This is a genomic window from Nostoc sp. TCL240-02 (assembly GCF_013343235.1).
Lineage (GTDB): Bacteria > Cyanobacteriota > Cyanobacteriia > Cyanobacteriales > Nostocaceae > Nostoc.
Window position 1 is genome coordinate 7,263,762 of record NZ_CP040094.1, and the last position, 21,234, is coordinate 7,284,995.

Here is a 21,234-nt window from a genome sequence, read left to right on the forward strand (position 1 = left end):
ATACCAACTTACTTAGCTAGGTTTTTTTATCTATATTTAATTTTAAGCCATAGAATTATCAAGTTAAAAAGCAATGTCACGCTATTAGCAAGAATAATTGGTAATGATTGTAGATATATTCCATAAATTAACCACAAAAAAATACCAGTTATGAATGTAATCAGCGTTAAAAAAGAAACATCTTTTGCTGATTTTGTTTGCCATGTTTTAAACATCTGTGGCAAAAAAGAGATTGTGGTTATTGTGGCAGCCGCTAATCCTAGAATTGTCAAAAAATCCATTGAGATATAAACCTATAAAATAAAGTTTTTAGTTGTTGAAAAATTTAGAAGCTGATCTTGATAATTTTGTTGCATAGGTCATGTAGCAATCCGATAGCGAAGCGGTAGCGAGTCATCGAGCGTCTTTGATTTTTGTTCGCACAGCATGGCTTACTTACCTGTGAAGGCAAGAGGCAATAGTCAAGAAGGCTCTTTGAACTATACTGAATTTTTTCAAGAATCAAATATGAGTCCTATATCCTTTTCTTAGATAACCCTAGTGTATGATCGATAAGGTTATTCGGTTCTGGTGGGGAGCAGCTACCAGAGGTAACGGGGAAAGTTCGGTGCAAATCCGGCGCTGTCCCGCAACTGTAAACCAATTTGAGATGTAATCTAAATCTCAAATTGAGTGAGTCAGGATGCCCACCGAAATAGATTTACTAGTTCCACATATCTGCGAGGTACAGATGACTACTACTGTGAATATTTCCCCAGCGAATTCCTTGGGTGTTGCTGACCATACTTTATTTGTTTGCAAAACTTGTGCTAGCGTTTGGCAAGAGGGAAAACGCTTAGGTGAAAGTGGTGGTGAAAAACTTCTACACCAACTTCAGCAGCTTGCACAAGATTGGGAGTTACGAGATGAATTCCCAATTCAAGAAGTTGAATGTATGAGTGCTTGTAATCGTTCCTGTGTTGTTGCCTTTGCTGCCAAAGGTAAATTAACATATTTGTTTGGTGATTTAGCCGTTGATAATAGTGCATCTGCGATACTAAAATGTGCTAGTCAATACTATGTCAAAGCAGATGGTTTGCTGCCTTGGTCAGAGCGTCCAGAAGCCCTGAAGAAGGGCATTTTAGCAAAGATTCCACCTTTATCTCACTAATGCGCGTTTTGATTCTGGGTGGTACAGGAGATGCCGCAGAACTAGCTGCTAGAGTCGCTACTATTCAAGGATTAGATGCAATCACGTCTTTAGCCGGTCGTACCCGTGAACCATCAGTTCCGTTGGGCGATTTACGAGTTGGAGGCTTTGGTGGTGTGACTGGATTGGCTAGCTATCTGCGAGCAATGCAAATCGACTTATTAATTGATGCAACCCATCCTTTTGCTAATCAAATTTCTTTCAATGCGGCAGATGCTGCAAATGAAGTCGGAGTACCCCGTCTGATGTTAATACGCCCACCTTGGGAAAAAGAAAGTGGCGATCGCTGGATGGAAGTTGATAGCGTTGAAGCCGCCGCCGCATCACTGCAAAACCAAGCACATCGGGTATTTTTGACGGTTGGCAGACAAGAACTCGCCGCCTTTGCTCACCTAGAGGAAATTTGGTTTTTGATGCGGATGATTGACCCTCCTGTTGATGATGCCTTAGTACCACCGGGGATGATATTGTGCGATCGCGGGCCCTTTACCCTCAATAATGAAAAGCAAATCCTGATTGATAACAATATTGATACCATCGTGAGTAAAAATAGCGGTGGCGATGCCACAAAGCCCAAGATTATTGCAGCGCAAGAACTGGGCGTGAATGTTGTGATGGTAAATCGTCCAGCCATACCACCAGGAGAGCAAGTTAGTAATGTTGATGGTGCTTTGGTATGGCTACTTGACAAATTGCATGATTAGTGAAAAATGCCAATTTTCTATATAATACAAGGGAATTTTGTATAAGAAAGGCGATCGCATCAATAAAAACCCACCCCAACGAGAGAAATTATTTAGACTTTCGCATATTACAGAGGGAGCGATCGCCCTGTTCCACTGCGGTGTTAGTTTTCAAATAATCCTGCACCAGAGTGCAACCATAATTCAATACATCTAGATTAAGAATTCGCTGTAAATTCCACAGAATGAGCGTGTTGTCATCACCCCCTGAAACAAGCAAAGTTCCATCAGGGCTGATTGCAACCACCCTAATCGCTGCGGTATGTCCTGTAAGGGTTGTTAGTTCTGTACCATCTAGCTTCCAAAGTTTGATGCTAGCATCGACGCTGCCAGAAGCAACAATTTTTCCATCAGGAGTAAAAGCAATTCCCCAAATTGCAGCTTTGTGACCTTTGAATGTATTCAATAACTTGCCGTCTAACGTCCACAGCTTAACGGTGTTGTCACCACTTCCAGTAGCTAGCATTTTACTATCTTGGCTAAAAACAACTCTCCATACTGCCGCCGAGTGTCCTACAAGGGTTCTAAACAAATTGCCGTCAAGTGTCCACAACTTAGCAGTAGTGTCACTGCTAGCTGAACCAACGAGCTGACCATCTGGACTAAATACGACATGCCAAACTTCCGCCTGATGTCCTTTGAGGATCTGCAAAGTCGCGGTGCGATGGGCTACGCCCCGCCAGAGGCGATCGCGCTGCCATATCTGAATATTTTTATCAACACCCGCCATTGCAATTGTTTGCCCGTCAGGACTCAACACCCCTGATGTCACTTTGCTGTGAAGATATTTGTAACTAGCAATTAAAGTGCCATCTCGCTTCTTGATTTTTACCGAATCATCGGAAGTGAAAAGCGCAATTAACTTGTCATCGCCACTGAATGAAACCTCGGAGACTTCACCCTTGGATTCAGTGATAGTTTTGAGCAATTTGCCTTGACGACTCCAAAATTTCACCATATTTTCGTGGCTGGTTGTAGCGATAGTTGAACTGTCAGATGCGATCGCTATTGACCAAATCCCCGCCTTATGAGCAATGATAGACTTTTGAAATGGATTTTGACTTTGCCAGAGTCTAACCATGTTTTCTGCACCTGCCGAAGCAATAAAGCTGCCATCTGGACTGAAAGTTACACCCCAAACTGAGGCACTGTGCCCTCTAAGTGTCCTCAGTTCTGTACCATCAATATTCCAAAGTTTAATCGTTTTGTCGAGACTGGCACTAGCAATAGTCTGACCATCGGGACTAAATGCTACTCCCGAAATTCCAGCATCATGCCCTTGCAGAGTTTTATCAAGGCGGTAGCTTTTACTTATGCTGTCTCGCCGCCACAGTTTAACAGTTCTGTCTTCACTCGCTGAAGCAATAGTCTCTCCGTCAGGACTGAAAGCTACTCCTACAACCCAAGCAGTGTGACCTTGGAGAGTTTGTAGAGGTTTGGCGTTTTGCCAGCCTGAATCATCTCGTTTCCAGAGTTTTACTGTCCTGTCTAGACTGGTGGCAGCAATAGTCTGGCCATCAGGACTAAAAGCGATTCCCCAAAACGCACCTTTAGAACCTTGAAATGTCTTGAGCAAAGTACCATCTCGCTTCCAAAGTTTCACTGTTGCGTCCCAACTAGCAGAGGCGAGGAACTGGCCATCAGGACTAAATGCTACTCCCCAGACTGAAGCGGTGTGACCTTTAAAAGTTTTGAGCAGAGTACCATCTAGTTTCCAGAGTTTAATAGTCCCATCTTCACCCACCGAGGCTAGTATTTGACCGTCAGAACTAAAATCTACTGCTCTAACTGCTCCCTTATGACCTTTGAGAGTTGCAACTTCCGTACCATCACATTGCCAAAGCTTAACTGTATTGTCTATACTGGCTGAGGCAATTAAAGAACTATCAGGACTAACATCTACCGCCATAACACTTGCTGTATGATCGGAAAAACGATTGTATTCATCTGCTCCATAAACTGCTTGCCTGAGTGCGTTTTCAACTTGAAGTGCAAGATTTGAGTTAGTTGTTCCTAGCTTATGCAGTCTATCTTTGGCTTTGATTGCTTCTACAAGCGCATCCAATCTCCGTTGGGAGGCAAACAGTCCAACAGAAGAAGATACAAGCGCTCGAATTTCGCTGCTCTTAGCTTGACTTTCGCTTCTTTTTGTTTGACGATACATAATGAAACTTCCCACCCCCAAAATGCTAGAGACAAGCAAACCAATACACACTGCAACTAGCAAAAACCTTTGAAATTTAGCAGTTTTTTGCTCTTGTGCTAGTCGTGCTTCTACCTCTTTTGCCCGTGCTGCCTCCAATACTGTTTGCACTTCGCGCTGTTCGCATTCTTGACTTGCAGCTAAAAATTGATAATCCCAATCGCTTAGACTTTTGCCCTGTATCCAATTTTGAGTATCTTTAAGAGCCTGTCCTCGCAATAAACGCGATTCATCTTTATACCCTGATGCTACCCAAGCATTGAATGTCTGCGAATAAGGGCGGAGATTGTCTAATTGTTTTAACACCCATTCAGCATTGAAAACACTCCGATAGATGGGATTTTTAATTTTGAGATAGCCGTTGTGTTTCTCTACTAAACCAGATAACAAAAGCTCTGTTTGTTCTCGACTATCATCAATCGGGACAGAATTAAGAGGTGAAGGCGCAGAGGGACGAAGGAGTAAGGAGGAAAACTCATCTCCTCTGCCCCCCTGCCCCCCTGCCCCCCTGCCCCCCTGCCCCCCTGCTCCCTGCCCAAGAGCCTCCTCTGCTTGCAACACCTTCTGATAAATACTCAACAACCGCCCTGCCTGTAGTTCGTTGAATAATAGGCGATCTCTTATAGTACGTAGATGTTCTGGTTCGTCTTGTGATTGCCAATTTTGAATAATATGCGTTTTCACTAATTGCTCAATCCAAAATGCTTCTGTACCTGGAGCAAGGCTAATCATTCCTGTAGCATTTTCAGTAGCAAGTTGAATAACTAAGTTACAAAGTTTTTGTGTAAGAAATGGTTGTCCCTCTGTCCAATGAATAATTTCTTGCAGTATTGCTTGTGGTTGACTGATTACTCCCTTTACTCCTTGAAGTAGAGGAGTAGCTTCATGTAGTTGAAAGCCGTGTAACTCAATTGCTTTACCAAGGTTAAAGGGTGTACGGCCTTTATCAGCGATGAGGTCGGAAGGACTAGCTACACCAAATAGCGCAAATCCCAAGCGATTAAAATTTGAATTCTCTGGTCGCTGGTTATAGCATTGACGAATCCAAGCAAAAAAGTCGTTAATTGGGAAACTCAAACTAAGCAGACTATCAATCTCATCAATAAAGATGAAAATACGTTCGGCTTTGGCGTTTGGCAGTAAAACTTCTTCAATAAAAGAGTGGAGTTTTTGTACTGAGGAAATGCCTTTTTGCATCTCCCACCAATGTTTAAAGTTGATCTGTTCTGCTAAATTTAAGCTGTAGAACAAGCTGATAATGATGCCTTTGTACCATTGTTCTGGTGTAGTATCCTCAATACCTAAGATGGTCATATCCAAATAAACACAGCTATAGCCTTCTTCTCTAAGACGATAACTGGTGCGCTGTAGTAAGGATGACTTACCCATCTGGCGAGAGTTGAAAACGTAACAAAAATCCCCAGTTTTCAGGCTAGTATAAAGTTTTTCGTCTGCGTCACGGATAACATACGTGGGATCGTCACTGCGGAGACTACCTCCTACTTGGTATCTCATATTGAAGTGTAATTATCAAATACAGAGTTTACGTAAACAATAGCCGAAAATCTTTATTTTCGGCTAGAGGCAATTCATGAATTGTGCCTACATTTCGTGTATATCTTTGCCAGGTTAGAATTTTTTTGCAGTTTGATTAAGCATTGCCATAAATGATAGTGATAGATGCCAACGTAGCAGGAGTTGGGAGGATATAAAATAAAAGCGTCTGGGATAACTCTACAAGACTCGTGTGTAAGCCATGACTTACTAGGATAGAGGAATATAGGCGAGGTTTTCCAAATTTAATCAACAGGAAATTTGTTTTATTCTCTGCATAAATTAATTAAAAGAGGATGAAAGATAATTAAGCTGGTAGTGGAAGATAAGCACTCCACAAAACAAAAAATTTATAAGCCTCATTATGATTATGGGGTACGAGGTAATTAAGTATGATTCATCACATATCTATTTCTGTTAAAAACCCCCAGCATGTTGCCGAGGTTTTAGCTGAAGTCTTGAATGGCCAAGCTTTTCCCTTTTTTCCTCACCCAGGCAGCTATATGGTTTTTCCACTTGACGAATATGGAACAGGAATTGAAGTTTACCCATTAAAAACTCAGCTAATGCCTGGTGAAGGAGATAACCAGTGTACATTTGCAGAAAATCCTACTTCTTCTGGGTTCACAGCTACTCATGCAGCAATTTCAGTTTCTTCTAGTCAAGAAAAAATTGAGTTAATTGGTAAACGTGAAGGTTGGAGAGTGTTACGTTGTAACCGCGATTCTTTTTTTAATGTTATTGAGTTCTGGTTGGAAAACACAGTCATGATAGAACTACTTACACCGGAAATGTCGGCTCAATATTTGGCAGTAACGCAGCCAGAAAATTTGAAGAAAGTTTTTAATTCATAACTCTGTTACTGCTCATTTCAAAAAAACTATTAACTAATTTAAAATTGGGCGTTGCATAAATTTGGGATGAATGGTGATTGGAACCATTGAAAACTTCTTACAAATTGAGCTAAATCATCCCATTATTCAGCAACGCCTAAAATTGTTAGCGTAGCTTCTCGTAGAGAAGTGAAGAGAATTCCAAACTCTTATTTAGAGACGTTCCAACAAAAAAATATACCATTGTAAGGGCAATTGGGCAATTCATATAGATGCAAGCGGCTACTCTACAAGTTCTCCAACGGAGTAGCCGGAGGGTATTCTCCCTATGTAAATAAAGCACACCCTTACATAGAATTGGTATCAGCAGTATTGATTTTTGAAAAAGAGGGCGTTTTCAATTTTACTCTCACCCTCTTCTTATGTATTAACTTTTTGGATGAAAATTTAGCAAGTGCAATTTTTCAATTTATTCCACCCTAGTAACCTGTTGTGGTGTAGAAAATTAAAAAACAATGTCTTACACTAACATCTCAGTAATTTTTTGGATTTTTACTTGAGTGAATAGCTTTATTCAAATCCTGGAGCAAGTCTTCTTCCGCATCCCGCTCTTCCTTGAGTTCTCTAATCATTTCCTGACTAGAACCAATTAGTAAACCAGCAACTGCACCTACAAGGACGTATTTTTGCTCCAAATCTTGATACATTTGACTCGTGTAGGGGCAAGGAAGTAAATTAGCAGCAATAAAACCAATTCCTGCACCCAAAAATACCGTCACAAAGCCAGAGAAAGCGATCAGTTTAGCATTCATTTGCTTTGCTCCAATGCTTATAACTTTGCTAAATTATTAGAAGATACTCTACATTGTCTCCGCACTTGCCGAAGTTGCTACTTAATCTTTACCTCTTGTAATAGTAGATAGAGTGGAGCGATGAGTGAGATGAAAAGAATAACTCCCAACTCCTAACTTTTTATTCTTAACTTTCTATGGCGGTTTGCGATCGCATGGAGCGTAGATAATTTGTAGGGTAGTATCTGAACTTCTCCTATGATTGCCGTTTCTCTATAAGACACTAGGTTAACGCTAACGGTGGAATTGCTTACTATAGTTTCCTCTGGGGAATTGACCCTTCAACTCCCTCAACATACCAATCCATCGCCAATTGTCCTCGATCTTCCAACACCTTACCATTTGGAACTCGCACCACCCCTTTTTGGTCTTTCATCGGGCCATCAAAAGGATGTGCAGTACCCTGAATAAACTCATCGCGCTTCGCATTCACTAGTTGTTGTACCTCTACCGGAATCACCTGATTCATCGGCGAAATATCCACCATTCCTTGACCAATGCCATCCCAAACGTTTTGAGGTTTCCAAGTATTACTCATTACAGCCAAGGCTTTATCCGTATAGAACTTGCCCCATCTGTTAATAACTGATGTCAGGTGGGCTTTTTGAGCAAACTTGCTCATATCACTGTTGTAGCCAAAAGCATAAATGCCTTTTTCCTCAGCTAATTGGACAACAGCGCCAGAGTCGGTATGCTGGGTCAGTACATCTGCACCTGAATTGACCAAAGCAATAGCTGCTTCTCTTTCTTTAGCTGGATCGTACCAACTTTGTACCCAAAGTACCTTAACTTTTGCTTGGGGATTTGTTAAGCGCATTCCTTGTGTAAATGCACTGATTCCCCGAATTACTTCTGGGATTGGGTATGCGCCAATAAAACCAACTACATTTGATTTTGTCATTTTGCCAGCAATCATGCCGGTTAAGTAACGCGGTTCTTCAAAACGTCCTAGATAAGTGCCGACATTGGCAGCACGTTTGTATCCTGCACAATGTTCAAAGATAACATCACTAAAGTCTTTAGCGACTTTAATTGTTGGGTTCATATACCCAAAGGAAGTAGTAAAAATCAACTTGTTACCATCTAATGCTAGTTGGCGAATTATCCTTTCAGCATCAGCACCTTCATTGACATTTTCGACAAAGGTAGTTTTTACCTTATCGTTAAGATTGGCTTCCATATCTCTGCGACCTAAATCATGGGCATAAGTCCAACCAAAATTACCCACAGGCCCCACATAAACAAATCCCACCTTGAGAGGTTCATTTACCGCCACAGGCGACGCTGAGGGAGAAACCTCACCTGGCAATTTGGAATTTTTGCCTTGAACACAACTCGTTAAAGCAAAACTAGATCCTGCTAAAGTGGCATACTTTAGAAAATTCCGACGATCCATATTTTCTTGATGGGGTTTAGTTGCTGAAAAATATTTTTCTGATTTCTAGTAACGACAGATACACTCTTGACTTAATTTTAGCTTTTGTTTTTTGCCGTTAACTTACTACCAAAAGAAATCAAATAATGGTTGATATTATACAAAAGCACAATACTTTTTAATAAAAAGAAGGGAATGAGGTAGAAGCATTAATAACCAATGTCCAATGCCCAATTTTACGAATCTGGAGGTTTTTAATGAATTTATTTGAGCTTTTAGCAGGGGAAGACAATCATTCAGCCCTCGTTACACCTGGGGGGCGATCGCTAACTTATAAGCAATTGCGCGAGAATATTGTTGAACTCGTATCCCAACTCAACAGCTTTGGATTGAAACGGGGAGAACGCATAGCCATTGCCATGACTAACGGTTCACCAATGGCTATTACCTTTTTGGCTGCCGCTCTGTGTGGCACGGCTGCACCCCTAAATCCCAAATACAAACAAGACGAATTTGCCTTTTACTACGAAGATACTCAGGCAAATGCCCTGATTACCTTGTCTGATGAACCAGAAGCAGCGATCGCCGCCGTCACACCCAATATGATGGTGATTAATGCCAAGGTAAACACTGACGGCACATTGAGCTTTGAATTAGTCAAAACAGGCTCAAAACCAATTGAATCATCGAATCCCGCACCCCCCAACGCCGACGATCTGGCAATGATTCTTCACACTAGCGGCACTACCAGCCGTCCGAAGCGTGTGCCGATTCGTCATCGCAATTTAATCGCCTCAGCCAACAACATTATTATTGCTTACTCACTCACAGCAGCCGACACTACACTTTGTTTAATGCCCCTGTTTCATGTTCACGGATTGGTGGGTTGTTTGCTGTCAACCCTAGTATCGGGCGGCACACTAATTTGTCCCAATGGTTTTAATGCCCTGGAGTTTTGGAAACTAGTAGATACCTACAAACCTACCTGGTACTCCGCAGCGCCAACCATGCACCAGACAATTTTGGCCCGCGCTAGCCGCAACACAGAAATTGTCCAAGCTAATCGCTTTCGTTTCATTCGCTCTAGTAGTGCTTCTTTGCCCCCAATTATTATTGAACAGTTAGAGGCAACTCTTAATACTCCTGTGGTGGAATCTTACAGCATGACTGAAGCATCCCACTTAATGACTACCAACCCCCTACCGCCAAAAGAGCGAAAACCAGGTAGTGTTGGTTATGGCTTTGGTGTGGATGTCGGCATTATGGATTCTGAAGGCAACCTATTATCTCAGGGAAGCTTGGGTGAGGTAGTAGTCAAAGCACCTAATGTCATTGATGGTTACGAAAACAACCCAGAAGCCAACGCCACAGCTTTTGTCAACGGTTGGTTCCGCACAGGAGATCAGGGTACTGTGGATGCAGACGGCTATCTCCGCTTGACTGGACGTATTAAAGAATTAATTAACCGGGGTGGGGAAAAAATTTCTCCTTTAGAAGTGGATGATGTTTTGCTGCGCCATCCCGCCGTCGCCGAAGCTTTAGCTTTTGCCGTCCCCCATAAATCTTTAGGTGAAGATATCCACGCTGCTGTTGTCCTTAAGGGAAAAGTTGACGAAAAAGAACTTTCAGCCCACTGTTCAACATTGTTGGCAGACTTCAAAGTTCCGAAGCAAATTCACATTTTAGATCAACTACCTCGTGGTGCTACGGGGAAACTGCAACGGTTAGCTATGGCGAAATTGCTTAACATCGGCTAAATCAGCGATACACTAAGGAAAATTCCTTGAGGAAGCGTTAATGGCACGGTCAAACGGGGTTCAAACTGAAATGTCTGCACAGGAATTGCCTACAATCTCAGATGAAGATACAGTGACAGTTGAAGATTTGCCGGAACAAGTAGAGGATGTGCAGGATATTGACGACATCTTGAACTCACTCAAAACCTTGCTCAGTAGCCTAGAAAAGCTCCAAAAAGTCCGGCAGGAAGTGGGCGACATCAAACCGTTAATTGGGCGGATGCTTGATGGAGAACTGGTTGCTGGTGAAGAACTTGAGCAACTCAAGGCAGGTGTGAGCAGTCTTTCTCGCCTTGTTCGCGCTTATAATGACCATCAAATAGCGTTGGCTAAAGCCCAACCTGCAAGAAATTTGCTAGATCAAGTCCTTAAAGAGCGGAAAGCTAATTGAAATAAGCAGCGATCGCATTTTTTAATTTCAGGAAATGCGATCGCTTTTAGGTATGTCTAGGATCGCAAGGTAAAATCATTAAACTAAGTATGGTATTGTACTCTACTTACTATTGATATTTTTCTCAATAATTAGCTAATAACCTATTTTAGGTTATAATCACCAGAGTTGAATATTACTTGCAAGGTGGGTATCGTCATGAAGACTAATAGAGAGAATCTACCCTTAGACCAGATTCTCTTAGAGGATAGCTTACAACTGCTCAGTAATCTGCCAGATCAATGTGTTGACTTAGTTGTATCTTCCCCACCTTATAATCTAGGCAAAGAATACGAATCAAGGCAGGCTCTTGATATTTATTTGAAAGAACAAACAGCCGTTCTGCTTGAATGTAGCCGGATTCTGAAAAACACAGGTTCGCTATTTTGGCAAGTTGGTGCTTTTTCCGATCGAGGAATGCTGATTCCTCTGGATATTCGCTTTTTTCCGATTTTAGAATCATGCAGATTAATTCCTCGCAACCGAATTATATGGGCTAGGCAACATGGTCTTCATGCCCAAAAAAAGTTTTCTTGTAGACATGAAACTCTTCTTTGGTTTACTAAATCAGATAACTATAAATTTAATCTCGATCCTGTTAGAGTTCCCCAAAAGTATCAAAATAAGAAACATTATCGGGGAAATCGGAAGGGAGAACTTTCATGCAATCCAGAAGGAAAAAATCCTGGTGATATTTGTCTATTTCGGAATGTTAAACATAACCATGAAGAACAAACGATACATCCCTGTCAATTTCCAGAAGACTTGGTAGCTAGAATTATATTAGCTACAACTAACAAAAATGATATTGTTTTAGATCCCTTTATGGGATCTGGTACTACGGGAGTGGTTGCAAGAGATTATGAACGCCATTTTATCGGATCAGAAATTGAACTAAAATATCATCAAGTTGCGTTGCGTCGTCTCAGTGGCAATCCAGATACAAATGGCTGTTTTCCAAATTTAAAAACTTTGCGGGATTATGTGGGAAAAACTGGTAAATCTATTGATAAATTTAACTTTGATGTGCAAATAGGAAATAAAGCTTCAGAACGCAGCAAAGCAAAAATTTATCCAGAAGAGTATCACTTGCAAGAAATGGAAGATAGATTAATCTATGAAGAATCTGCTTTTGCAGCTAATCTAAGAGGTGAAGAAATTCCAGTAGATAAAAAGATTAATGGTAATGGGAAAAAGACATCTTTGCAAAATCCACTAGTAAAAAAAGTAGAAGAAGTAGAACAAACTGAACTGAGATTATGGAGTTAATAGATAAATTCTTACAATAAGCGAAGCAGACAACGACTACGGGCTGAACGTCCAGCAATGATTTCGCATTCACGACTAACTCTAGTATTCACAGTTCTATGAATATCTTTTAGATAAATACTCAGTCCAGATTATGGGTACTATTGTATTTTGTTGTTCAAATAATCCAACTAGTCTGATTGGTACATCAAAAACTTGGTTTTTAACTAAAGCTGTTAACTGATTAATAGCTTGTTCGTAATAAAGAGTGCTATTAGAAACAGGAAACATCAGAGCTTTTGTCACCAGAATTACCAAATTAGTCTGTTATCCAACAAATTCAGTTTTAGCTTTGAAGAACAATTCTGAGCGCAAAGTTTTATTGAGTATGAAGGGATAGTTAGAAAATTGAATTTCAATGATAATACCACTTTTAGCAAAATCAACGTCTGTACCTAAAAATCTATAAGGTGCTGGGATAGGTATATTTGATTGCCAACCATCATGAATAAAGGCTGCTTTAATGTATTCGTTTGTACCGACTGGATCGAATATTGCATTATCCTGAATACCAGCTTAATCTGAAGCCTTGATGTGCAAAGGCATTCTAGTGAGAGTAGTACTAATCTCATGCCATTCGTTCTTATATTGGCTATTAATGATTGTATCTGCCCCATTAAAGTCAACATATTGAATAATGATTGTTATATCTCCTTTTGATATTTCAGCAGTTCTTCGATAAAAGCAAGCGGATCTATTTCAAGGACTTGTGCAACTTGTAAAAATTCAATTATGTCAAGACGACGCTCTCCACGTTCATACTTTGATACATAGGATTGTGGAAGGTTTAGCTTTGCTGACAACTCTGCTTGAGTAAGCTTGGCAGCTTTGCGGGCCTCGATGAGTAGCTGGCGAAACCGATTGTATTCTTCGCTGAAAACTGATTTAGGCACTTTAGCTTGCCTTTTTCTGGCGATGGTTTATTCGATCTCAATGAGAGTTAGTACATACAGCTAAACTCTGTTAAATTCTAAAACCTAATATGGGATAAACCCAAAATAGGTTTTAGAAAGCTACTACGAAGACAGCACGTGCGTTGGCGTAGCCTTTGGTAGAGAAGCCCGTCATAGACATTGCACTCTGAATTCCCTAAGCTGGTAAACGGGAAGTTTTTTCATGACTAAATCTGTGGTTTCATTTGAAGGATATCGAAATGTTGCAAGATATCTACTTATGATCATGAACGTTGCACCCGCCATTGTAGTACTAGGTCAAAATAGTGTGACAGTAGCACGCCAAATAATCAGCGTTCTACCAGGAGCGACGCTATATGGTCTAGCGGGTCGCACATCGGGAGTGGATGTCAGTTTTACTAATTTTGGCGACACGTTACGCGAGTTATTTGCTCAGGGAACGCCGCTAATTGGCATTTGTGCCGCCGGAATTTTAATTAGGACGCTAGCTCCCATACTCTCGGATAAACAGCAGGAACCACCTGTGTTAGCTGTGGCTGAAGATGGTAGTGCTGTTGTCCCCCTCTTGGGCGGACTTGGTGGGGTAAACGATTTGGCCCGCCGCATTGCCGAAGCGCTTGATGTTAAACCTGCAATTACAACTACAGGTGATTTACGTTTGGGTACAACCCTCTTGTCTCCTCCTCACGGATACCTTTTAGCAAACCCAGACGATGCTAAGAAATTTATTTCAGATGTGCTAGCGGGGGCAGAAGTCAGACTAGAAGGCATAGCGCCTTGGTTGAGCGATAGTAAATTACCCATAAATCCCAATGGAGATTTGACCATCCAAGTTACGGAACGTTTGGTAACTCCTACAGCCAATTGTCTTGTGTATCACCCAGCAACGATCGCGATCGCAATTAATGACACCATTGATGATGCAGTCGCTTTTGTACAACAGCTACTAGCCGATGTCGCACTAGAAAAAACATCAGTCGCCGGGATATTTGCACCCATGACCGCCGCAGCCAATTCCGCAATCCACGCTGTCGCTAGCGCCTTGGGAGTACCTGCCCGCTTTTTTACCCCAAATCAGTTAGAAAGTTTGTTATCACAAGGTTATAGCTCCGCTCAAGCAGCAGCGATCGCAGCTACAGGCACATTCCCCTTATCTTCGTCATCTCCCGACGTTGCGATCGCTATTGCCCCCCAACCAATTGACCCCAACATCATCGGTCAGCCACGCGGAAGGTTAGCGATTATAGGCACGGGGCCTGGTGGTTCGCAATGGATGTCTCCAGAAGTTAAAGAGATACTCAAGTCGGCAACTGACCTCGTGGGTTATAAAACTTATTTAGATTTAATCGGTTCTCTGGCTGATGGCAAGCAACGGCATGAGTCTGACAACCGCGAAGAAGAAGCACGGGCAAAAATGGCCCTTGATTTGGCAGCATCTGGGCGATATGTAGCTGTCGTTTCATCTGGCGACCCTGGTATCTATGCAATGGCAACAGCAGTTTTTGAAGTATGCGATCGCTATGCTAAACCCGAATGGGATAGTATCGACATTCATGTAGCACCAGGTATTTCAGCTATGCAGGCAGCAGCAGCAGCCATTGGTGCGCCCCTGGGACATGACTTCTGTGCCATTTCCCTCTCTGATATCTTGAAGCCTTGGTCTGCTATCGAACAACGAATTGCTGCTGCTGCCGAGGCTGATTTCGTCATCGCTTTCTACAATCCTGTTTCCAAAGAGCGTACTTGGCAACTAGCAGAAGCAAAAAATATTTTGCTGCGACATAGAACACCGGATACCCCAGTAGTGTTGGCGCGGAATCTCGGCAGACCAGGACAGACGGTGAAAGCGATCGCACTTGACCAGTTAACACCAGCAAGCGCTGATATGCGAACAATTATTCTCGTTGGTTCCACAAAAACCCGAACTATCAAACGCAGTGATGGTAATCTCTGGGTTTATACGCCGCGCCGCTATACCGAACAGTAGGCATAACGCCGTAAAAACAAGGCAAACTTCTCTTTTGTTAGGGAGGCATTTTTTTAATCCACTTTTTGTGCGATCGCATAATAAAACCCCAGGACTGGGAATTCACTCCTGGGGCTGTTATACCTGACCACCTTTACCTTTTTAATCTAAAAACCTTGTAAATATTTAACTTTCAAAAGACATATATGTCTGTATTTTGTCCAAACATACTTTTGTATTTAAGTAAATTCATGTTATTATAAACTCGTTTTTTTATGAAAATGAAATAATAAAAAAAGTCATTTTATACAATTAAATATTTAATTATTTTGAGTATTTGTAAAAAGATATAATTCCAGTAAATATGTCCATTAATCTAGCTGAAATATCTTGATTTTTTTTGGTCGATAATTAACAATAAAAGCATCATGATTCATACATGATTGTAGCCGAAAAAGTGACAGAAGCCCTTATTTAAGTCCGCGAAAGCGGACTTTTTTGTATCTATACATAAGTGATTGCTATCTTTATAACCCAATACGGTTTATCTAAGAGCTACTGGCAAAATTTTGGGTTTTTGAGACGCGATAAATCGCCGTCTCTACAAGTGTTTTGATCTTATCTGAACTGTATTGCTTTATAACCTATATTTCGCAGATACCAAATTGCTAGTAGTCTGTCAACATCAAAATGACGGATGTAAAGACGTGAAATTTCGCGTCTCTACAAGGTTTTGGATAGTACAAACAATCCCCCAAAATTTAATTGACAGACTACTAGTTATGTATTCAAGCGATACCTACGGTAAGCTCTGCTCACTTCGTAATTACTAATTACGCTCTCTATAAGATGCTGCGCGTAGGTCGCTTCTCTACCCCAGGTTTACAAGCCAAACTCAGTGCAAACGGCTGTCAAGTTTCTTGAACTTATGAAGCGACTCAAGAGTTTTGCTTAGATGAAGAAGCGATCGCTTTGCTCACCCAATCAAACCACAAGATGCAACTAAGTAAGTTGGCACAATAAAATAAAACTATATCAAGAAAAATGAACTAGCCTAAAACCCTTCTACCTATTGTCTTATCCCAACAACAAATATTTACCTCATGTATTAATACTTTACCCAGGATTTTAAATCGGAGTACTAAATCACTCTTAACAACCGATGAAAATTCAAATTTTTTGGAGATACTCAGGTGGCACACAATCCACTAACCAAACACCATTATCAGAACAATAGAAAATGTAACCCGCCTGATACATTGCGGTAGCAGATATAGCAAAAACCACTGGTTTTCCATGTCTTGCACCAACAGTTTGTGCTGTTGCAATATCCTTGGATAAATGGACATGATGCCGTGACATCTTGCAAAGTCCTGTTTCCATAATTGAATCTACAGATTTGTGTCCCGTGCCATGATAAAGCTCATCTGGGGGAACAACAGGTTCTAATTGTAAATCGACTTCTACACTATGTCCTTGGTTAGCACGAATCAGAGTACCTGTTGAATCAAAAGAAAAACGTTGTTTATCGCTAGATTCTACTACTGCCTCTAATTCTTGACGGGTAATCGAAAACTTGTTTTTAGCACAAGCGGTAATTAATTCATCAACAGTAACCCAACCACCAGGAGCAAGTTTAATTCCAATTGCATCCGGCGTATGTCGCAGATATTTGCTGAGATATTTGCTGATTTTGACGAGACGAGAATCACTCATTTACTTGTAATTGGTATATTTATATTACAGTCGTGTATTTATATGTTACATCACGATTTTCATTGATGATTTTACAAAAATTTTAAGCAATCCAAAAATAGGTAAGCATCAAGGTGATAACAGTTAGCGGTAGCCCAAAGCGCAAATGTTCCCCAAAAGTGAGTCGATATCCCTGTTTGGCAACAGCCTCCGCGACAATCAAGTTTGCCACCGAACCCAGCAGGGTGAGATTTCCTGCCAGTGTTGAAGCCGCCGCGAGTAGTAGCCAAGTGCGGGTGTCGGGATGAGGAATTAGGTGATGTAGTAGCAGTACAGCTGGTACATTCGACACTAAATTTGATAGCAACGCTGTTATCCCCAAAATGCTCAAGGGATTGTCAACAAAACGAGAAAGCCATTCTAAGGAACCAAGTTTTTGCACACCCTCGGTAAGGATGAACAGTCCACAAAACATTAATAGCAAATCCCAGTCTACCTTTTGTAAAATTCGCTCAGGCTTGAGGCGGCGCGTTACCAGTAATAGGGCGGCAGCAATTAAGGTAACTTCAGCAGTAGGAATTCCGATTAAAAATGCTACTAGTAATCCGGTGGTAATCAATAGACTTTTAATTAACAGTGGCTTGAATATGTGGTAGCGGGGTGGTTTTACTTTTAAGTAAGGACGAAGCGATCGCACCTCTGGATATAACCACCACAATAAACCTATCTGAATCGTCAAACAAATCAACGCAAGTGGTGTTAAAGCTTTCGCAAAATCTAGATAACTAATGCCAGAAAAGGAACCAATCAAGATATTTTGAGGATTACCGCTCAAGGTGGCAACGGAACCGAGGTTAGTTGCACCTGCTAGCGCCAGCAAATAGGGAATAGGTTTAAGCTTGAGCAATTGGGTAATACCAACTACTAAAGGTGTCAAAATTAGAGCAATCGTATCATTGAGAAAAAGTGCTGAGAGGATGCCACTGCCAAAAGTTAACACCACCAGTAATCCAAATGGGCTGTGGATGCGGCGGATTGTATAATCAAGGGCAAGCTGGAAAAAACCAGAGGCAGCGAGATTGGCACTGATTATCATCATGCCAAATAGAAAAATTAGTGTTTTGTAGTCGATCGCACCCCACGCCGCAGGCAAATCTAGTACTCCCAATGCCATTAAGAAGGCAGCACCAACAATGGCGATCGTCGCCCGATTCATCCGCAGTCCGGGCAAGTATCCTAATCCTAGCCCGATGTAGGTAATAATAATCACGAGATATCGCAAAACTACCATTGCTCTATTCCCTAAACGTAGCAAGTCCCGATTTAGAGCTTACCGGATAGGCTGTAGATTTAGTTTCGGGCATGAAAAACCAGAAGAAAATTAAAGCAAGAGTTGCGATCGCAGCCATAGATCCTGAATATCTGCTAAAAATACATTCAACCAATCAAGTGCTTTCACGCTTCGTTGATGCGTTACCGAACGAGTAACCATATCTACAAAACTTCATAAAGTTGGGCTATGCAACTTTAAGTGTGAAGTGTAGGAGTATGTCACTTAAGATGTATGCCCTTAGCACGTAGTATCATCATCAATAGTTGAGAATAAGCAATCGCGATCGCTCACCAAGACTTAAAACCACTTTTCTTTGTTCAGGTGTTTAGTTACTTACGCCGAACCTCTTCTAGGAAAGCAACTTGGTGTGATACATCGCTTAACTTTTGGAACGCCTTGCAAATAAGATATGTTAGATTTATTTATCTCTACTTACTTAATTTTTGTAAAACCAGATACATTAAATGGTAGTTTAGTAGCAAAGGAATCGAAGAGCATGGCCATTAGTAGCCCTGAAGTCATCCGTCATATCTTGATCGGGCTGGGATATTTAGCACCTGAGATTGATCCGAAGCCGGATCTGACTAAATTCGCTCCCTGGAAGCGCAATAACAACTCATTAACAGACGATCTTACTGAAGAAGCGATTAAAAAGTTTCAGAAGCAGTACTCACAAAAACTTGTGGTAAATGGTAACGCTGATGCTGAGACTCGAACTGTAATGGAAGAGACAGTCAAAGGACTTCAAAATAGATTGAAGTTTCACGGTTTTGCAACCCCTGCCGAAATTCCTCCAGACAAGCCTTTTTATGGGCCAGCCACTTATACAGCAGTCAAGAAATTTCAGAAATCTCAGGGTTTAACTGAAAATGGCATTGCCACTTTTGAACAGCGTCAAATTCTACAGCAGCCTAACCTAACAGATAAGCCTCCAATCCCCCCACAATCACAACTCAAGCTGATAGATTTGTGCTTCCAATTCAAAAAGAATCCTCAAAATCCTTCTTACATCGCAGCGTTAAATAACTTACAACAAAACCTACCCAAGGACGTTTTACACAAAGTTACCAACAAATGGAGAGGGACAAACGATCAAAATCCTGAGATTATCAAGCTGACGAATTTGTTCATTTATTATGACGACAACAATCAAAACCATCGTGATGCACTAAATCACTTACAAAGTCAGATTACCCCAGCCATCTCTCAAGCATTTTTAAGTCTCTGGAATAAAAAGTAAACAAAGCGATCGCTCTTGGAAAACTTCCAAAGCCCCTTACCCATATTCTCAATTTCAGGTCAAAATCTTACCCTCGCATTGCTTTCAATGTAAGGTTCCAGAACAGATTTTGGTTTTTGGTTATAATTTATACTAATCAACTAACCTCAAACCATTAACTAGAAAACATCAACTTAAAAACCAAATTTTTTACTTTGCTGAGTAAGAAACATGGTTTTTTAATCTTCTTCTTTTTTCGTACCTCTAAGGAGGCGGAAGGTATGAGGAAAATTGTCCTCTACCTCCTGCCTTCATTGATAGAATGATTTTTCCACGCTAGCTTTGCCGCGATCGCGCCCTAGATTTAGATGCTGTTCATGCCTGGAGACAACATTTATTTTCCTTAAACAGTCGATAATGTAAATAAATGTAAAAAATTCTCAGGCAGGATAGAAGCATCTATGCGTGTAATTTTAATGACTGGTAAAGGCGGCGTGGGCAAAACTTCCGTCGCTGCTGCAACTGGACTCCGTTGTGCAGAACTAGGCTATCAGACATTGGTTTTAAGTACAGATCCGGCTCATTCCCTAGCTGATAGTTTTGACATAGAACTAGGACATGCACCCCAAAAAATTCGCCCAAATTTGTGGGGTGCAGAACTAGATGCGCTGCAAGAACTAGAGGGAAACTGGGGTGCTGTAAAACGTTACATTACCCAAGTTTTACAAGCGAGGGGTTTAGACGGCGTACAGGCGGAAGAATTGGCGATTTTGCCAGGCATGGATGAGATTTTTGGTTTGGTAAGAATGAAACGCCATTACGATGAAGGTGAGTTTGATGTATTAATTATCGACTCAGCCCCCACTGGCACTGCGCTGCGCTTGCTGAGTCTACCTGAAGTCGGTGGTTGGTATATGCGCCGTTTTTACAAACCATTTCAAAACATCTCGGTAGCACTTCGCCCTCTGGTTGAACCTTTTTTTAGGCCAATTGCTGGTTTTTCGCTACCCGATAAAGAGGTGATGGATGCACCTTATGAGTTTTATGAACAAATTGAAGCTCTAGAAAAAGTATTAACAGACAATACCCAAACCTCAGTACGTCTAGTCACAAATCCTGAAAAGATGGTGATTAAAGAATCTCTGCGTGCCCATGCTTATCTGAGTTTATATAATGTTGCAACAGATTTAGTAGTGGCTAATCGGATTATTCCAAGCGTTGTCCAAGACCCATTTTTCCAACGTTGGAAGGAAAGTCAGGAACAATATCGCCAGGAAATTCATGATAATTTCCACCCTCTACCTGTGAAAGAAGTTCCCCTATTTTCTGAAGAAATGTGTGGATTAGCTGCATTGGAACGCCTCAAGGAAACTCTTTATAAAGATGAAGATCCGACTCAAGTTTATTACAAAGAAACTACTCTTAGAGTCGTGCAAGAGGAAAATCAATACAGCTTAGAAATTTATCTACCTGGTATTCCTAAAGACCAAGTTCAACTAAGTAAAACAGGAGACGAATTAAACATTACTATTGGCAACCATCGTCGTAACTTAGTTTTGCCACAAGCCTTAGCAGCATTACAACCAGGAGGGGCAAAGATGGAAGATGACTATCTAAAAATCCGCTTTGCTGACAACACAAAAGTTTAATTTTGTTGAATGTTTCTCTATCAACAAAAAATTGTAACTAACAAGCAAGAACTTTATCTTAATAGCTAGTATAGACGCAATTTTTTAGCGTCTTTTTTCATGATTTTTTGATGAATTTTTACAAAAGACAAATAAATATTTTCACTAGTAATTAGACCGTAGTTTTACTGAAGACA

At 41.1% G+C, this 21,234-nt stretch carries 16 protein-coding genes and 1 riboswitch; of the genes, 9 read left to right on the forward strand and 7 right to left on the reverse strand.

Going from position 1 to position 21,234, the window contains the following annotated elements; genetic code table 11:
- Positions 1-26: 26 nt before the first annotated feature.
- Positions 27-281 carry a SemiSWEET transporter gene (locus tag FBB35_RS31125; RefSeq protein WP_012411098.1) on the reverse strand — a complete coding sequence of 85 codons (255 nt, stop codon included), beginning with the start codon at positions 279-281 and terminating at the stop codon, positions 27-29.
- Positions 282-545: 264 nt separating this feature from the next.
- Positions 546-709: riboswitch (cobalamin riboswitch) on the forward strand.
- Positions 710-730: 21 nt separating this feature from the next.
- On the opposite strand from FBB35_RS31125, the gene FBB35_RS31130 reads away from it, so the two are divergent.
- A complete protein-coding gene (locus FBB35_RS31130) occupies positions 731-1,150 on the forward strand; it encodes a DUF1636 family protein (RefSeq protein ID WP_174713838.1) in 420 nt (139 codons plus the stop codon).
- The gene (locus FBB35_RS31135) at positions 1,150-1,893 is read left to right on the forward strand and encodes a cobalt-precorrin-6A reductase (protein WP_174712829.1); all 744 of its coding nucleotides are present in this window, start codon (positions 1,150-1,152) and stop codon (positions 1,891-1,893) included. The genes FBB35_RS31130 and FBB35_RS31135 overlap by 1 nt, the downstream gene beginning before the upstream one ends.
- 88 nt (positions 1,894-1,981) lie before the next feature.
- Here FBB35_RS31135 and FBB35_RS31140 read toward each other — a convergent pair whose 3' ends face one another.
- Complete coding sequence (locus FBB35_RS31140; protein WP_174712830.1) at positions 1,982-5,650, reverse strand: AAA-like domain-containing protein; 3,669 nt, start codon at positions 5,648-5,650, stop codon at positions 1,982-1,984.
- Positions 5,651-6,081: 431 nt separating this feature from the next.
- Here FBB35_RS31140 and FBB35_RS31145 point away from each other — a divergent pair, with 431 nt between their 5' ends.
- Positions 6,082-6,543: a hypothetical protein gene (locus tag FBB35_RS31145; RefSeq protein ID WP_174712831.1), complete on the forward strand. Its 462-nt coding sequence runs from the start codon at positions 6,082-6,084 to the stop codon at positions 6,541-6,543.
- Positions 6,544-7,055: 512 nt separating this feature from the next.
- On the opposite strand, the gene FBB35_RS31150 is transcribed toward FBB35_RS31145, so the two are convergent.
- Positions 7,056-7,334, reverse strand: a complete 279-nt coding sequence (locus tag FBB35_RS31150; protein ID WP_174712832.1) for a hypothetical protein — start codon at positions 7,332-7,334, stop codon at positions 7,056-7,058.
- Positions 7,335-7,626: 292 nt separating this feature from the next.
- Positions 7,627-8,769 (reverse strand): BMP family ABC transporter substrate-binding protein, encoded by a 1,143-nt coding sequence (locus tag FBB35_RS31155; RefSeq protein ID WP_174712833.1) that lies wholly within the window; start codon positions 8,767-8,769, stop codon positions 7,627-7,629.
- A gap of 236 nt (positions 8,770-9,005) precedes the next feature.
- Between FBB35_RS31155 and FBB35_RS31160 the strand changes: the two genes are divergently transcribed.
- The 3 genes from FBB35_RS31160 (at position 9,006) to FBB35_RS31170 (ending at position 12,243) form a co-directional block, all read left to right on the forward strand.
- A complete protein-coding gene (locus FBB35_RS31160) occupies positions 9,006-10,505 on the forward strand; it encodes an acyl--CoA ligase (protein ID WP_174712834.1) in 1,500 nt (499 codons plus the stop codon).
- Positions 10,506-10,545: 40 nt separating this feature from the next.
- Positions 10,546-10,935: a hypothetical protein gene (locus tag FBB35_RS31165; protein ID WP_174712835.1), complete on the forward strand. Its 390-nt coding sequence runs from the start codon at positions 10,546-10,548 to the stop codon at positions 10,933-10,935.
- A gap of 198 nt (positions 10,936-11,133) precedes the next feature.
- Positions 11,134-12,243: a site-specific DNA-methyltransferase gene (locus FBB35_RS31170; protein WP_174712836.1), complete on the forward strand. Its 1,110-nt coding sequence runs from the start codon at positions 11,134-11,136 to the stop codon at positions 12,241-12,243.
- A gap of 683 nt (positions 12,244-12,926) precedes the next feature.
- Here FBB35_RS31170 and FBB35_RS31175 read toward each other — a convergent pair.
- A complete protein-coding gene (locus FBB35_RS31175) occupies positions 12,927-13,175 on the reverse strand; it encodes a helix-turn-helix transcriptional regulator (protein ID WP_174712837.1) in 249 nt (82 codons plus the stop codon).
- 280 nt (positions 13,176-13,455) lie between these two features.
- Here FBB35_RS31175 and cobJ point away from each other — a divergent pair, with 280 nt between their 5' ends.
- Positions 13,456-15,183 (forward strand): precorrin-3B C(17)-methyltransferase, encoded by a 1,728-nt coding sequence (cobJ, locus tag FBB35_RS31180; protein WP_174713839.1) that lies wholly within the window; start codon positions 13,456-13,458, stop codon positions 15,181-15,183.
- Positions 15,184-16,332: 1,149 nt separating this feature from the next.
- Here cobJ and FBB35_RS31185 read toward each other — a convergent pair.
- Both FBB35_RS31185 and FBB35_RS31190 read right to left on the reverse strand, forming a co-directional pair.
- Positions 16,333-16,878 carry an RNA 2'-phosphotransferase gene (locus tag FBB35_RS31185; protein WP_174712838.1) on the reverse strand — a complete coding sequence of 182 codons (546 nt, stop codon included), beginning with the start codon at positions 16,876-16,878 and terminating at the stop codon, positions 16,333-16,335.
- Positions 16,879-16,960: 82 nt separating this feature from the next.
- A complete protein-coding gene (locus FBB35_RS31190; protein WP_174712839.1) occupies positions 16,961-18,148 on the reverse strand; it encodes an anion transporter in 1,188 nt (395 codons plus the stop codon).
- Between the two features lie 451 nt (positions 18,149-18,599).
- On the opposite strand from FBB35_RS31190, the gene FBB35_RS31195 reads away from it, so the two are divergent.
- Both FBB35_RS31195 and FBB35_RS31200 read left to right on the forward strand, forming a co-directional pair.
- On the forward strand, positions 18,600-19,430 hold the full coding sequence (locus FBB35_RS31195) for a peptidoglycan-binding domain-containing protein (RefSeq protein ID WP_174712840.1): 831 nt from the start codon (positions 18,600-18,602) through the stop codon (positions 19,428-19,430).
- Between the two features lie 440 nt (positions 19,431-19,870).
- Positions 19,871-21,058 (forward strand): TRC40/GET3/ArsA family transport-energizing ATPase, encoded by a 1,188-nt coding sequence (locus FBB35_RS31200; protein WP_174712841.1) that lies wholly within the window; start codon positions 19,871-19,873, stop codon positions 21,056-21,058.
- Positions 21,059-21,234: the final 176 nt, after the last annotated feature.

Bases quoted from the DNA above. Each gene is read 5' to 3' on its own strand.
- FBB35_RS31125 (WP_012411098.1), bottom strand. From the start codon at position 281: ATGGATTTTTTGACAATTCTAGGATTAGCGGCTGCCACAATAACCACA.
- FBB35_RS31130 (WP_174713838.1), top strand. From the start codon at position 731: ATGACTACTACTGTGAATATTTCCCCAGCGAATTCCTTGGGTGTTGCT.
- FBB35_RS31135 (WP_174712829.1), top strand. From the start codon at position 1,150: ATGCGCGTTTTGATTCTGGGTGGTACAGGAGATGCCGCAGAACTAGCT.
- FBB35_RS31140 (WP_174712830.1), bottom strand. From the start codon at position 5,650: ATGAGATACCAAGTAGGAGGTAGTCTCCGCAGTGACGATCCCACGTAT.
- FBB35_RS31145 (WP_174712831.1), top strand. From the start codon at position 6,082: ATGATTCATCACATATCTATTTCTGTTAAAAACCCCCAGCATGTTGCC.
- FBB35_RS31150 (WP_174712832.1), bottom strand. From the start codon at position 7,334: ATGAATGCTAAACTGATCGCTTTCTCTGGCTTTGTGACGGTATTTTTG.
- FBB35_RS31155 (WP_174712833.1), bottom strand. From the start codon at position 8,769: ATGGATCGTCGGAATTTTCTAAAGTATGCCACTTTAGCAGGATCTAGT.
- FBB35_RS31160 (WP_174712834.1), top strand. From the start codon at position 9,006: ATGAATTTATTTGAGCTTTTAGCAGGGGAAGACAATCATTCAGCCCTC.
- FBB35_RS31165 (WP_174712835.1), top strand. From the start codon at position 10,546: ATGGCACGGTCAAACGGGGTTCAAACTGAAATGTCTGCACAGGAATTG.
- FBB35_RS31170 (WP_174712836.1), top strand. From the start codon at position 11,134: ATGAAGACTAATAGAGAGAATCTACCCTTAGACCAGATTCTCTTAGAG.
- cobJ (WP_174713839.1), top strand. From the start codon at position 13,456: ATGATCATGAACGTTGCACCCGCCATTGTAGTACTAGGTCAAAATAGT.
- FBB35_RS31185 (WP_174712838.1), bottom strand. From the start codon at position 16,878: ATGAGTGATTCTCGTCTCGTCAAAATCAGCAAATATCTCAGCAAATAT.
- FBB35_RS31190 (WP_174712839.1), bottom strand. From the start codon at position 18,148: ATGGTAGTTTTGCGATATCTCGTGATTATTATTACCTACATCGGGCTA.
- FBB35_RS31195 (WP_174712840.1), top strand. From the start codon at position 18,600: ATGTTAGATTTATTTATCTCTACTTACTTAATTTTTGTAAAACCAGAT.
- FBB35_RS31200 (WP_174712841.1), top strand. From the start codon at position 19,871: ATGCGTGTAATTTTAATGACTGGTAAAGGCGGCGTGGGCAAAACTTCC.